The organism is Chitinivibrionales bacterium (assembly GCA_014728215.1).
Taxonomy (GTDB): Bacteria; Fibrobacterota; Chitinivibrionia; order Chitinivibrionales; family WJKA01; genus WJKA01.
The window spans coordinates 1-14,907 of the sequence record WJLZ01000006.1; the positions used below are offsets into that span (position 1 = coordinate 1).

General features: G+C 50.6%; 9 protein-coding genes. 7 read left to right on the top strand and 2 right to left on the bottom strand.

The genetic code is table 11. The features are described from left to right. The 3 genes from GF401_00380 to GF401_00390 all read left to right on the top strand — a co-directional run. Positions 1–1,561 (top strand): DUF2341 domain-containing protein (locus GF401_00380; protein ID MBD3343499.1); only part of this gene is annotated, 1,561 nt, incomplete at its 5' end. Then, positions 1,542–1,796, top strand: coding sequence for a hypothetical protein (locus GF401_00385; GenBank protein ID MBD3343500.1), 255 nt, complete (start codon positions 1,542–1,544; stop codon positions 1,794–1,796). The genes GF401_00380 and GF401_00385, both read left to right, overlap by 20 nt. A 413-nt stretch (positions 1,797–2,209) precedes the next feature. Beyond that, positions 2,210–4,300: a hypothetical protein gene (locus GF401_00390; GenBank protein ID MBD3343501.1), complete on the top strand. Its 2,091-nt coding sequence runs from the start codon at positions 2,210–2,212 to the stop codon at positions 4,298–4,300. 338 nt (positions 4,301–4,638) lie between these two features. Here the strand turns inward: GF401_00390 and GF401_00395 are convergent, their stop codons facing one another. Continuing rightward, on the bottom strand, positions 4,639–6,924 hold the full coding sequence (locus GF401_00395; protein MBD3343502.1) for a hypothetical protein: 2,286 nt from the start codon (positions 6,922–6,924) through the stop codon (positions 4,639–4,641). A gap of 351 nt (positions 6,925–7,275) precedes the next feature. On the opposite strand from GF401_00395, the gene GF401_00400 reads away from it, so the two are divergent. The 3 genes from GF401_00400 (at position 7,276) to GF401_00410 (ending at position 12,761) form a co-directional block, all read left to right on the top strand. Then, positions 7,276–9,393, top strand: coding sequence for a hypothetical protein (locus tag GF401_00400; GenBank protein ID MBD3343503.1), 2,118 nt, complete (start codon positions 7,276–7,278; stop codon positions 9,391–9,393). 22 nt (positions 9,394–9,415) lie between these two features. Next, positions 9,416–9,838 carry a GFA family protein gene (locus GF401_00405; protein ID MBD3343504.1) on the top strand — a complete coding sequence of 141 codons (423 nt, stop codon included), beginning with the start codon at positions 9,416–9,418 and terminating at the stop codon, positions 9,836–9,838. A gap of 370 nt (positions 9,839–10,208) precedes the next feature. Continuing rightward, on the top strand, positions 10,209–12,761 hold the full coding sequence (locus GF401_00410) for a hypothetical protein (GenBank protein MBD3343505.1): 2,553 nt from the start codon (positions 10,209–10,211) through the stop codon (positions 12,759–12,761). A gap of 85 nt (positions 12,762–12,846) precedes the next feature. Here the strand turns inward: GF401_00410 and GF401_00415 are convergent, their stop codons facing one another. Next, positions 12,847–14,424 (bottom strand): GntR family transcriptional regulator, encoded by a 1,578-nt coding sequence (locus GF401_00415; GenBank protein ID MBD3343506.1) that lies wholly within the window; start codon positions 14,422–14,424, stop codon positions 12,847–12,849. 171 nt (positions 14,425–14,595) lie between these two features. On the opposite strand from GF401_00415, the gene GF401_00420 reads away from it, so the two are divergent. Continuing rightward, positions 14,596–14,907: hypothetical protein (locus GF401_00420; protein MBD3343507.1), on the top strand; the 312-nt coding region annotated here is incomplete at its 3' end.

The window sequence follows — 14,907 nt, forward strand, 5'->3', positions numbered from 1 at the left end:
CAGCAGTGCACCCACCCAGACCGCCAGCGGAAGCTCCGATTCGGGCAACCCGAAAATTATTGCCGTGATCCGGTACGATGATACCACTCCTGCGGCCGGGGCCGTTGCAAGGATCCGACCTGCCGACTACTTGAGCGGCGGGAGTTCTTCGGGCGATTCTCTTGTTACCGACGATTCCGGGCGGATCGTTGTCGACAGTCTTGCCGAGGGGCAGTACCGCATGGAAATTGCCGATAATAAAGGATTCGCTGTCCTGGTTGATTTTGCAACAGCCGACACTGCGGTTCGGGTTGAGCGTATCCTTCAGCCGACCGGCTCGCTTGCTGGCTCAGTTGTCAATGCTCAAATACCCGGCGAGCAGATCGTGCAGGTTTACGGAATGGAACGCCGCAGCCCTGTTCCGGCCGATGGTTCCTTTTCGTTCGATAATCTTCCGGCCGGCCTTTTCCGCCTGCGAATTGCAGACAGCGATACGGTTTCAGGGAAGGAAATGGCAGTCGGCGGGCTTCAGGTAAACAGTGGTTCGCAGACCGGCATTTCCGCCGATGTCCGATGGTCAAACTCCGCAATGCTCTATCTGAACACAACCCCGGTCGGCGCCGGCATAGACAGCACTGTAGTCAAATTTCCGCTTCTGGTCCGTTTTCCCCTTTCGGATTTCGAATTTCAGGTTTCGGATTTCCAGCCAGACGGCGCAGACCTTCGATTCACCAAACCCGACGGTACACCGCTCGGACATGAGGTTGATTTCTGGGATCCTGTCACACAAAATGCCGCTGTCTGGGTATTAATGGATACGGTCTACGGCGCATGCGATACGCAGTTTATTCAGATGCGATGGGGGAATGATCAAGCCGCTTCCGCTGATTCCACAATCTATGATACATCAGACGGTTTCGCCGGTGTATGGCATTTCAGCCCGACAGCACCGCTAGCTGATGCGACGCCAAACGGCAATACGGTGCTGGTCGATTGTACCGACGCCGCTTCCGGATATATCGGCGATGCCCGCTATTTTGACGGCACCGATTCCATGTTTATTGCCGATGCCCTCACGCTTGAACCGCCCAGCCTTACGCTTTCCTGCTGGATCAGGACCGATGGCCCTCAGGAGCGCGTTGCAAAAATTATCAATAAAGGCCATACCGCAAAACCTTATTTCTCCTACACGATCGAATTGCGCTATGATCCCTCAATCATCGGATTTCAAATTGCCGATATCGATAGTTTCTATCATGTTCTGGAATCGGTGTATTCTATTCCGGACCAGAAATGGATGCATATCACCGGAAGCTTTGACGGCGCTACCGGTATCGGACTTTTTTATATTGACGGCGTTCCAAACGGCCGATTTACCTCTCATGCAGCAATTAATTACTACACAGAGAGCGATTTCGGAACCTATCTGGGCTGTCAGAAAGGCGGCTCTGCGTTTTTCAAAGGATGGATCGATGAAGTGCGCGTGGAAAACCGGGCGCGCACCAATGCATGGATCAGGCTCAGCTATGAAAATCAGCGGATAGACTCGCGGCTGATTGAGTATGGAGCGCTTGAATTTTAGCGCTGTCCCGCAGGGCCGGATCCGGCCGGTAGATTATCTTCCGCTGCCGCTGCAAAGCCCGGCAAAGCTGCAGAGTCAACCACCGACAATACCTTCAATGATGAATGATGTTTTTTCCTCAGTAATGCCCGGCCGCGATACCGTCGAAATCGCCGATCATCAAGCACATGCAATATTGCTCCACTGTGAAGTGAATTCCGCCGACAATACGCCGGATCCGGGTCCCATACCATAAAGCCGTTTGTATCACTCAACGGATCCGTAACCACTGACACGGCTGCCGGAAATCTCGCTGCTGTTATTTACAAACTTGAGTGGATCGTGGTAGTTGATGCCGCTACTGGATAGAGAGCGTGTACATTGATGCTCTTGAAATATAGATAATTTATTGAAGAGATATATTTATCAATGTGTTATAACAATTACTGTGTACAATATGTACACAGTAATATGACGGCACCGCTTTTTTTCAGCGCAAATGCATGGTTTTTTCGCTATATTACTGCACATAGCTTGATTACAACAGGCTTATCAGCAGAGAAAGTCTTAAAAAAGCAACATGGAAAGCGGCATTGATGTGAACGGCGGTTCATTGCAGCAAGGGTTAATGAGGGCTTATATGAACTTAACAAGGAGGCGATGTTTACAATGAAAAAATATCTAGCACATGTAACGATTCTTGCAATACTATCCATGCAAAGTGCCGGCCATTGCGCAATGCCGGATCATCAGCACCCCCCCTACGACGACGACCTGTTCGATTCGAACTGGGGACACGGCGGCAGAATATATCAACAGTTGTTCTGGGAAGCGGATCCCGATCTATCAAGCAGTAGTACGGTGTCCACGGCAACGCGGCTCAACGATGAAGATTATGCACAAGGAATCATGCCGATAATCGGCCTGATGATGTGGAGCAGTACCTATGATGGCGGCGATCCTTCCAGCGACCCCTGCGTGGAAGCATATCGCAACTGGAACCAGACGCGTGAACACTATTTTGTCCGCAAGCCTGATGGCACCGTCTGGAGCAGGAGCTATCAGTCCGACGGCGATCCCAAAGACGCCTGGATCAGTCCCAACCGCCCGCTCGATACGGACGATCCGGACCGGGAATCCAATGTAACCACCTATGGAGAATGGTATGCCGAGCGCATCGCTCGTCGCTGCGCGGCAATCAACGCCGGCGGCGTCTCCCTTGCGGACTATGCGGACATGATACCGCACAGTTCGGTGAAAGAGCAGGACTTCTCCGAATCGATTGTCAAGGATTTCGAGCAGTGGAGCGGTATATCAGTAGCCGGCTCGAGTGTATCGGCGCACGCAACCGATATCAGAGATAATCATTTCAGCACCTGGACCGACTACATGTGCAATATGTACGGCGGCTGGTGGGCTGAAATGATCAAGCGGATCGAGGCAAAGACCGGCAAAAAGGCGATTTGCGTTATGCAAAAGCATATTTTCGCCCACGGCTTGCGCTATGGCGGAGCGGACCCGATCTGGATGCGAAAAAATATCGATGACGGCAAGCGCTTTTATTACCATGTGGAAAGCTGGAGCATGCCGCATGACCGCGGCGTGGGCGGGGGACAGCTTTCGGCCTATACCGCTCAGGTCGGCACACACCTGTGTCGGGAACCGGATATCAGCCGGGGGATTTTCATGCCGATAACCAATAGCGACTCCTATCCGGGTGATAATCGCACGGGCACCGACCAGTATGCGGCAATCGACCGCTCGGAGGCGAAATCATTCAGCAATGCTGAAAAGACCGAATTACAGCACAAGCTCATGGATGGCGCCTGGATGCTTTTAGGGTGGACGCATCTGGCTGCACGATCCGGAGAGGTAGAGCGCGCCGGAGAATATATCCTGACACATGCAACAAAGGAAATATGGCCAAAAGCCCTGTACGAAAACATTGTCAGGCAAAGTTACCCCACGCGACCCTATGGCGCCGGATTCTATTATTCCACAACAATCGAAAAAGCACTTGAAGACGATGGGCAACAGCAATACGATCCGCTTGATAAAATCGGCGAAAAAGCACGAGGCGTTTCCAACGGCAATTTCTTTCCCGGCTATTATGTCGGTAACAGCGGCCTTGAAAATCTACAGCCCTCCGCGTATCCCACAGTCTGGGTTACCGACGGCCTCTCATTGCTGAGCGATACCGAACGACAAAAACTCGAGTCGATCGCTCCGCTGTACGATATCGAAAATGTCAATCAGATACCGGTTTCGCTGACTCCGGTACGATTTGAAGGCGATGTTACCGGGTATGCATTTGTCGATCAGAATGAGCGCGTAATCATTATCGCCACACGAGATTATATCGACAATAAAAGCGGCATTACCGCTAAGGTTGCGCTGCATGGTATCGATAATGGTTCTTATAGGGCAAGCGATGTCCAGAGCAACGACATATTTGATTTCACCGTCAGTGGCGGAAATGGGTCGTTTGAATTTTCGCTTGAACGCTGGGAAACACGAGCGTTTGTCACAAATTTGCCCCCGCTTGCCCAGGCTACCGTGGCGTGGAGCAAACAGCATTTAAGCAATGCACCCGTCGGAATCCGCAATGCCGCACTGCAGGATGCTGAAATTATCGACATGCTTGGACGTTCTGTCAAGGGAATATCGCATCGAAATACCCATACGCCGCCCAAAGGCGTCTATTTTCTGCGAGACCGTAGTTCGGGTATGAGCAAAGCAAGAAAAATATTCATGGATTGATTTTCAATTCTTTGATCAAATGTATGGAGGAAACAATGCATTTGAAGAGCTCTGCCGCAATTGCTTTTCAATGCTGTCCGGTCGGCCCCGCAGCACATCATCCCCAATGCTATAATCGCTTTTGAGAATATCATGATTTTTTATTGCAAAAAATGATGAGTAGTTATAATTAGGTTTAATAAACATAATGTTTGTCAGACCTAATTAAAGGCATTTTTTTAAAAAAACAGAAAAGTCCATTTCTGCATATTCTGCAAGAATCTGCCGCGCAAGAAGCTTGCAAATTGTACTTGTATCGGGCCGCAGGATGTTCCCACGACTCTTCGTCTATAGTCGCATCAATCCAGCAGCACGCCCCGGGTGTTGATCATGACCGTCTTATTTTTATCACTGATCCTGATCAGATAAAACCCGGCGGGCATCAGCGCCTGCCGGCGGAAGATTTCTCCTTGCAAATCGGCAGTTTTATCGGCCGTGAATTTCGAAACAAGCCGTCCCTGCGCAGTAAAGAATGAGACGGTACGAAAACCATCAAACCGTAACCGGCTTCGATTGCTCAGAATAGGGCGGCGCACCAAATCAACCGTGCGGTTATAGCCGACAAACAAGGCCTGCCTGCCGTTATAGCCATTGACTGCATCGTACTGCTGATGCATGATATTTCTGGTTTCGGTGCCGCGGGTTTCCTGTACCATGTATTTATAGTTAGTGGATACTTTCCACCATGCCTGCCAGGTACAGAATGAGAGTGCGGCATGTGCGTTATCGACAATGAAAAGCGGATTATTTTCCACCAGCGTATCGGTTGCTTTATTGGTGCCCCAGTTCTGACGGTAGGTGCCGCCTAACAGCTCGGTGATACCGTTATTCACTGTTTTGATCTTGGTGGCGAAATCTTCTGTTTTATGTCCCAGTATCCAGACGACACTGCTGTCGTTGAGAACATTGGGCACATTGTCGCCGCCCAGCTCGGTATTGAGATCCCGTGCACGAACCAGAAGCTTGACAAAGCTTACCTGGTCGGAAACATGGCTTTCAATGAATAATTGCCCGCCATACGATTCCGGTGTATTCGCATAATTGCCCGATCCCTGACGAATCACGAACTGCCGGGTTGAGGCCTGTTCGTAGATAAGCGAACTGGTGCCGCTGCTTTTATAGATGAACTCGACGATAACAAACGGTGCGGTGCCGTCTTCAAGACGAAAGACAGGGGTTGTCGAATCGGTATTGAATCCCAGCGGGTTCCATCCCAGGCACATAATCCGCTCGAGATTATTACGTAGATGAATTGTGTCGGAAATTATGCCGCCCTGAATATAAATTGTCTTTACGCCGTTATCGATTGCAGTCTGCAAGGCCAAGGTAATATCGCCGATTCCTGCGCCGATCACTGCCCAGTCGCTTGACGATTGCGGGTATTGCAGCTCGGGGCTTTCGCTTACCGGAATAAGCAATGATCCATCCATACCCGCCCCTGGTGTCCAGTTGCTGATAACATCGTGGGATGCATAGAATGAAACATCAGGACCATCGTTGTTGCCTGCCGGCGTGACCGAGTTGATTGCCCGGTCGTATCCATCAGTTTCGAGCTTTGAGATCTGTGCGACAGCATTGATCGACATGGCATCGCCACCCGAGCCGCCGTTGAGCTGGACGTCGGTCATAACCGCATGTCCCGCATGGCCATGGTCCGAGGTGTCGCCGATGTCAAGTTGTATTCCCTGCAGACACGATTCGGTGGTAATGCCGCGCATGCTCAGGCCGTAGCCGTTGCCGGCAAGTGTGTCGGGGTTTGCCGAAACACGAAGGTCATACAGACCGTCCCAGGTGAGTGATTCAGCACCGTTGTAAAGCAGGTGCCACGGCAAGCCGCTTCCATGGATACCCAGCGCACAGTTTTTGACCGTAAGGTGCTCCAGGGTAACATGGTTCTGGGCGCTTCCGACGTAGACGCCGGTCCGGAACCCTTCGACTTCAAGATACCGGGCGCTTCCGGGGCCGAAACTGTGATCGCCGAATGCCGCGCCGATAAAGCCTTTACTGTTGTCGGGGTCGGGTGCTCTGATTGTCACATCTTTTATCATGCCGGTGTTGTTGGTATGGAACACCAGCGCAACCGCGCCCGGATTGCCGGTGCCGATTTCAATTGTCACATGACGAATACTGGTATAAAAATTCTGTTCGGGTGATTCATTCGGCGCCTTGGTGTGGATAAAAGCTTGCGGAATAGTAGTGTCGGCAAATCCGCTGCTGCTGTCGGCCAGCTTGATAATTGTCGTGCTGCGCTGCTCTCCGAATATCGCCACTTTTTTCATGCCGTCTGTCCACCGGAGCGGTTCACTGATAAGATAGGTGCCTTCGGGAATATATAATCGCCGTTCTTTTGCGGCCAGCCAGTCTTTGAATGCCTGTGTGTCATCAGTCTGACCGTCACCAACCGCACCGTAATCGGTTTTGATATTCCTGACCGTTGTCTGTTCGGGCGGCAGCACAAAATGCGGCTCGAATCCGTTGAGCGTTTCGAATTTTGTTTCAGCAGATGCGATGGCGGCTGCTACCAGTATCATTGCGATACCAGGATATACACAGCAGCCTTTGTACGTGCGGAATATCGAATTCATGGACCCTCCCTCCAATACGCTGTCTGAAAAAGATGCCGGTGCTTTTCTATCAATATAATAAATCCGGCTGTTGATTTGCGATGGATAGTTGGATTAAAAGCAAAGCAGAGAGAATCTGCGCCCTGCAGGAGCGATAAAGAATAGTATATTGGTACTGTCTTCGGGTTATCGCTTTGGCTGAATTATTACTTATAACCAGTTTATAAGTTAAATCTAACTTAAAAAAAAGTTGAATTTGACCAGTATAAAAGTTAAATTCTGTTTTGAACCGGCTTTCAGTATAAAATATAGAAAATATAGCAGGACAATTATCCCATTTGGAGGGCAAAAGTGCATCAATCAGCATCTCTCATGATTTTCCGCTTCATTGCGGGAATATTTTTCTGTACGACTCTCTGTTTTGCCGCAGATAGAAATCCAGGCTATGTTATCAACTATCCCGACGATGCCCTCATTCAGAACGGCGGGTGTGTTTACGACATAACCAATCCCCCTCAGGCCAGCCTTACCGCTGCTGCAGGGGACGGCACAACCGATGATCTCCAGGCCTTTATCGATGCGTTCGATCATGTTCTTCAGCTCATGGATAACGGAAGGGCGTATAACAATGAGGATGTGATCAAGAACCCTGATGGGCTATATATCATCTATCTTCCCGACGGCATCTATAACGTTACCGACATGATTACCTACAGTGGCCCGACCCGGTTTGATGAAGGCCGTGTTGACAGAAACGAAAATGTCGTGGGCATGAAATTTATCGGCCAAAGCCGCAACGGCACAATAGTCCGCCTGGCGCCGAACAGTACGGGCTTTGGCGACCCGCAGAATCCAAAGGCGGTATTCCCCTTTGCCCGCCCGGGGGTAGAATTCAACAACTGGGCCTGCAAAGTACACGGGTGCCGCAATATGACGATCGATGTCACCAGCAATGCCGGTGCGGTCGGGATTGACTACTGGAGCGCGAATTCGGGCCTGATCATGAATGTACTGATCAAAGCCGATCCCGGCGCCGGAGCAATCGGGCTTCATCTCCGCATTGCGGTAGCCGCCGGCTATTATCAGGATATTACCATTGATGGTTTCGAATACGGCATAAAAAGTGACGGATCGGAACGGGCGTCGCATCCGGTATTCGAGCATATCACGCTGAACAACCAGCGCACAGCCGCTTTCTCGATAGCGGAGGCCTCAACGACAATCAGAAAATTGACAACAGAAACAACCGCACCGGCGATCGAGCTGGTTGAAAATCCGGCCCAGGTTATTCTATTGGAAAGTGAGCTTGACGGAGGCGCTGAATCGAATACGGCAATCGATATCAAAGGAAACGGTCATTTGTTCGCCCGCGATATTGTCGTGGGAGGATATGGAACATCAGTGCGCAAAGCCGGCAGCGACATAGTGACCGGCAACATCAGCGAGTATACTTCGTACGACTGGCGCATTACCCGGCAATCGGACTATTCCATGCGGGTACCCATTGAAGACGTCCCGATCGTCCCATTTTCGGAATCGACCGCCCAATGGGTGAAACCTTCCGGATATGACGAAGCTTCCGTGCAGGCCGCCATGAATGCCGGCAAGGAGACGGTTTATTTTCCCGGCAAAACACCCTATGCGTTCGGTACGGTAACGGTGCCGTCGACGGTAATTCGCATTGACGGCATGTCGCACGATCTGGACGGCACACTCCGGATCGATGAGTCATCATCGACCCCGCTGGTAATCATGGATGCCAAGGAGGTGATTGTTGACAATCGGTCCAGCCGTACGGTGATCATGCTTGCAAGCGGCCAGTGGGGTGAAATCAGGAACGACGGCACCCGGCAGAAATGGCATCTCTGTACAGTGGGGCAGATGAGGATCGAAAATGTCACCAATGCACAGGTGTGGGGGAGATGGATCAATGCCGAGGGGGTCCGGTATCTGACAGTCAACAATTGTCAATGGGTGCAGATGGGCTACAAATCGGAACGTCAGGACATGCCCGGTGTGCAGATACGGGACAACAGCCGGGTTGAGCTTTTAGGCGGGACATTCGGGGTTCATAACGACGACACACTGGTATTCGTTGACAACAGCAGCAGCGCCGTAATCCTGGCAAACAACAGCGGCCCCTATAGCTCGACGCTTCCGGCGATTGTCGATGAAGGCAGCGATGCTCTGTTCAAGGAAGATTTCCCTAATCGCACGAGTGAATACTGGTTTTTCATGTGCGCATCGCATTCCGAAGCGATGACCGGTATCGCTGGGGATAAAACCCTGTTTTTGCCGGAATCGAAGGATGTCGATTTTGCTCCGGCGCTGCGGATAACAAATCGTCGGCCGGACCTTTCAATTTATGATCTTCAGGGAAGGCGATTTGCCAATGAACCGATGAATCACGTCGATAAAATAAGAGGCGGTTTATATATTATAACACTTGATGGCGGAGAGTATTGCGGAAAGAGGGCTGTGATCAAATGATTATCATTGAAAGAAGTAATAAATGGAAAAACTAACCGGCCACTGTACCTGCGGAAATGTCGGGTTCAATTACTCGGGAGAATTGGGCCCGGCTGCATATTGCCATTGTGATGATTGCCGGAGAACAACCGGCAGTGCATTTAATGTCTCACTACAATTGCAAATAAAATCGCTGCAATTCAGCGGCAAGGAATATATCAAGGAGAGAGAATATATCGCCGACAGCGGCAATGCGATAGTTCGGGCATTCTGCAGCAATTGCGGATCGCCTATCTACACGATTCATCCGCACGAACCGGATTATATCTGGATAAAGGCCGGAATTGTCGATCAAACTGAACTGATCAAGCCTGTTCACGAATCATGGACAGATACAAAGGTGGCGTGGGCTATCATAACTGCTCAATCGAGCTCAAAAGGTAATTTCGCAATGCCGGGCAATTGACAGCAATGAAATCCATCAACAAACGCTCATCACCCACCACTCAGCCCACGCATGCCGGCATTGACGGCATGAATATAACAGGCATTTTCCATGTGGGATTTTAAGGGGATTGGCAATCCCCTTACCAAATGCAATTTCTCCAAAATTCCCCTGCTTCACTCAATAAACTACTTCCTATCTCATTTAATTATCATGATTTACGCAGAACCGTCACTTAGGCGCTTAATTTAACCTTGACAGCACATCGTATTTCAGGGTATAATGAGCACTGTTTATATGCATGAACCATTATCGCAACTATGAAACCACACAAAATCCTTTTGCCAAACTCAATTTCACATTAATAAACCATTAATTAGCAGGGGGTCCTATGAAGCTTTCCCGTTTTTTCCCGTTGCTTTTGGGTGCTGTATTTGTGGCATCTGCGCAACCGCCGATGCAGGGGTATGGCGCAGACCGGGAAAATGTCGGTCTTTACGGCGGACGAGTCACCGGCTATGCCTTTGACAGTAAGCATGGAGTGCTCTTTGCCACCGTTGAAGGTGCGCTGTCGATGTTTTCTTCGGTGGACTCGGGAATAACATGGGCCCAGTCTTTTCCGAATGATTCACTTAAATATATGGATGAGCCTCCGGACAGTTGCAAGCCGCCGGAACCGGACCCCAACGAGCCGCCCCCGGACCCATCACAGCCACCCACATGGCAGCCGCCGCAGGGATGCCCGCTTATGGATGAGCGCGGCTGGGCAGGATCATCGTACCAGGTAGTCAGTGATAACGGTGTGAGTGTCGCGATTACAGCAACGGCTGCAGTGATCTCGACCGATGGCGAAAACTGGCGCACCCTTGTCGATCATGCTATTGACGGGTATCTGGCAGACACAATTTTTGCACAAACAGGCAAACGGATTTCAGTCGGTCTGGCCAACTGCGCTGCCGTAGCAAACGGGTTTGTCTATCTCGGGATCAACAGCCAGGTTATTGTATCCCCCGACAGCGGACAGCATTGGATGCCGGTGTTTTTCCCGGACAGCTCATATCAGGATTATCAAAGTAATAACCGTCCGAATATACGGTATATCGCGCCGGTTCCCGGAGATTCGACAGGCATGCAGTTTTATGTGGTTGTCACCGACAGTACAGATGCTTCCCAGCAAACACTTCAGGTGTACAAAACCGAAGACGGCAAGTCCTTTACCGAGATCGTTGTCATGGACGGCACCGAAAAAGCGACCGGCTTTGATGAACTCTTTGTCAATAAGCTCGGGCCTGATACGCTTTTTGTGACCGAAACGGGTGAGAATAAGCGATTTTACCGAAGTTTTGACGGCGGCCAGACATGGGAGAAGATCAGCAGTGAAGGTGCACCGGGCGAGAGCCCCCGTGACATGCTTGTTGTGCTGCAGGATGATTCTCTTCCGGGACCCGATCATATCCGTCTGTTGTCATGCATTTTCTATAGTGATGATCTCGGTTCCACCTGGGAACAGATGTGGCTTCCCGGCGAAGGCACTGTTGATAACGTAATGTTCTGCATACCCAACACCAATACCTATTTCGGTTTCCGGTATGATGGGCCCAATATCAGTACCACCGGTGTTTCCGGGCCCTATAGTTTAAGTTTTGAAGGCATGTCTGCTGTTTCGGTGTATCAGATTGCACAGGACCCGAATAATTTTGATCGGGTCTATCTGGCGACGGCAAGCGGCCTTGCGGTTACTACGGCATATCTCGATACCACCATTGAGCCGGCGGAAAAGTGGGCGGACCCCCATGGCGCTTATCCGTTGCTTGAAGGCGGGCGGGCTGTTGCAGTAAGCCCCTATGACAGCGCCCTGATTCTTTACGGCGGCGGCAATGGTTTGTATCGCTCTGTAAACGGCGGCATGGATGAAAGCTCGTGGACGCAGTTACCCTATGATCAAATTTCGGGGTATGAATCCGGTCATGTACCAGGAGGCCGCGAGGTAATGCGCTTTGCGTTTTATTCTGCAGATTCGGTCTTTGCTGCATTCAGGGCATCGGGACAACTTGACAGAGGGTATTTGTTCCTTTCGGTTGACTCCGGCGCCACCTGGTCGGTCCATCCGGAATTCAGGCAGGCGGTCAATACGGTCGTTGTGGGTATCGACAGTGCAACCGGCGAGAAAGCGATATACGTGGGGACCGGCTATACCTCGGGCTACCTGTACCGGAGCTTTGACGGCGGCGTTACCTGGGATTCTACTGCCGGGCCCTATAATGACGGCCAGATTCAGAATACCGGCGATCCCGGCAACGAACCGGTACGCACGATTTCGGTTGTCAACGGCCAGATCGATACGCTGGTTGTGGGCGGCGCATTCAAAGTAGCTGTTTCATTCGACCGGGGTGTAACGCTCAATGATTCGATTACTTCGGAAGTGCCCGGCGGCGGGAACGGTATTACCTGCTCTGCAATTAACAAGCACCACAGCGATTCGATCTTTTTCGGGATGCAGAATAAAATCCTGCTCCTTCGTCTGGATTCAATGCACCTGAGCCAGTATTTCGTTGGTATTGCCGGCGAAGGGATTTATGACCTTCACTATGACGACCTGATGATGGCGTCTTCGCAGGGGTGTTTCGATATCAAAGCCATGGAGGGAGGAATTACCCCCATACTTCATGGTCCGGCACTCGTTCGCCCTGAGATGCGGCTTGGTCCTGCACTGATCATGCCCGGCAAGACAATCGTGCCTTATTATCTGCCCGGTAAAGGTGCAACGAAACTGCAGCTCTTCACCTTGACAGGGCGTAATGTGGCGACCTTTGTCGACGGCATGATGCCGGCAGGTTCTCATAAGCTTGAACTGAGCCATACCTCAACAGGAAGCGGGATGCTTATTCTCAAGCTCAGGCAGGCCGATCAGGTGCGGTGCATGAAATTGCCGATAGCGAAGTAGCATTGTTTGTTCTATAAAACGTGAAGCGAGGGAGCGGCTATTCGCGGCTTCCTCGCTATTTGTCAATGGTATCGGACCTGTACACTCACATCGACTGTCTGAAAATCACCCTCCCCGGCTCTTCGACCGGTCGTTTGCGGAAGGGAATGAGGCGCATGTTGGCGATAAAACCGAGCATGCGGCCGGCAAGAGACCGGATACCGAAATCAAAGCTGGTCAGGCCCTCAACAAGTGATTCGCTGCTGTTGTCAAATCCCATGACCGCTGTTTTTTCGGGGACATTCACTCCGGCTGCTTTGCAGAATGAGATCGCCTGCAGGGCAACCCAGTCGTTGGCACAGATCCAGAGTGAAATGTTTTTGTACGTGAGCGCTTTTGCAAAAATCGCTTTCATCTTTCCGGCAAGCACCGCTCCGGGCAATGCTTTAATGGGTATTTCGTACCTGAAAAGATGCTCGAGTGCATCCCCGAATTCGACAGGATTGGATTTTCTCCATGCCGTAAATGCTTCGTTGAGCGGTTTATAGTTGCACCGTTCCTGTGATTCCTTGAAATAATAACCATAGATATTTGACGGTTTGTTAAGCGTAAAGGCCTGAATCGAACGCTCTGTATTGCCGGTAAGGAACGCCTGTTGCAATCCTTTCAGGCGGTTGCGCGACCAGGAGGATTCATGGAACGGCGAGATCCAGGCGATATGACGGTGTCCTGCCTGCAATGCGGCATTGCCGGCAATCAGGCCGGCTTTCTTTGATGTTGCGCAGGAGAAAAAGCGGACATGCGGTTTGCTCAAAAAGGGGGGCAATGTCGTATCGCCGGCCGTGTTGAATACGGAGATCGGCTTGGTAATATGGGATAACCACCGCTCGACAAGCCTGCTTCCGACAGTCTGGTATCCGACAAGATGAATATACCCGGCAACCTGGTCTGAATCGGTCAGGTGAAAGGGTTTTGTTTCGCCATATAGCACAAAAGGTACAGTGGCGGAATCCGGGTCAGTGTAATCTTCGATATGCGACTCGTGAAGGCTGAAATAGCCGATCAGCTCGATATGTAATCCAAGCCTGTCCGATTCCAGTTCCAGAAGACGGATCATATCCGGGATAAAGCCCTCCGACGGTATTTTCCCATCGTACTGGAGCAGGGTGAGGATACGGACCCGTTTGCAATTACCCTGCTTTTTGTTAAGCACTATCCGGCGCCTGCTTCCCTGGATCTGAATCAAACATTCATCGGCTAAAACCGACAAAGCCGCTTTCATGCTTGGGTATGATGTCGCATAGGTGGCGCACATGCTTTTAAGAGATGGCAGCTTATCTTTCCGGCTGAAAGCACCGTCGGCGATATCCTGCTTTATCTGAGAGACAATCCGCTCGATTGTATTGAATTCGGCGCCGATTTGCGGCTCAAAGCAGGTTTCATTCACCAGGTCTGTGCCTGGGCGATCCATCGGGAAATATCCCGCCCCCCGTTTTGAGACTACAATGGAATCTTCACTCAATTTTTTCAGCGCGGAGAGGACCGAATTGCGGGAGACGCCGATCTCGGAAGCCAGTGTGCTGAGGGAGGGGAGGGGCTGATGAGGAGCATAATCACCTGAGCTGATACCTTTAAATATGCTTGTATATGCCTTTTGCACTGCGGGCTTTTTTGTGCTTTTCATAAGTGCTCGCTCAATAATTAAACCATAAGTTCAATTATAAATAAATAATATACCAAAAATTGGTCTGATTTGCCATGTTTTTATCGCTACATTTATTGGTAGCTCTGATAGAAGAGCTTTGTAATCGAAAGTACAGGTATTTATGTCACTTTAACCGAAAGGGGTTTAATTATGCAAAGTGCCCGAAACAATCAATCCCTGCTGTTGCGGTCAATAGCCGGATTTATCATTTGTGTGCTCAGCGTGACAAGCATGGTATCGGCTGTTGATTTAGTAGTCAATGCCGGTGATGAAAGCGCCATACTCAGCCATACGTATGTCGAGACAGGATTAGCCTACAACCATCCATCGGGAATCACCATCACTAAAGAAGGCTCGATTATCGCAGCGACATCGTGCGGGGAAAGTGAAGGTGAAGATACTGATATTTGCATTTACCGGAAACCGGCGAATCAATCGCAGTGGGACCGTGTTGAAACCATA

Bases quoted from the DNA above. Each gene is read 5' to 3' on its own strand.
- GF401_00410 (MBD3343505.1), top strand. From the start codon at position 10,209: ATGAAGCTTTCCCGTTTTTTCCCGTTGCTTTTGGGTGCTGTATTTGTG.
- GF401_00400 (MBD3343503.1), top strand. From the start codon at position 7,276: ATGATTTTCCGCTTCATTGCGGGAATATTTTTCTGTACGACTCTCTGT.
- GF401_00405 (MBD3343504.1), top strand. From the start codon at position 9,416: ATGGAAAAACTAACCGGCCACTGTACCTGCGGAAATGTCGGGTTCAAT.
- GF401_00395 (MBD3343502.1), bottom strand. From the start codon at position 6,924: ATGAATTCGATATTCCGCACGTACAAAGGCTGCTGTGTATATCCTGGT.
- GF401_00415 (MBD3343506.1), bottom strand. From the start codon at position 14,424: ATGAAAAGCACAAAAAAGCCCGCAGTGCAAAAGGCATATACAAGCATA.
- GF401_00390 (MBD3343501.1), top strand. From the start codon at position 2,210: ATGAAAAAATATCTAGCACATGTAACGATTCTTGCAATACTATCCATG.
- GF401_00385 (MBD3343500.1), top strand. From the start codon at position 1,542: ATGGAGCGCTTGAATTTTAGCGCTGTCCCGCAGGGCCGGATCCGGCCG.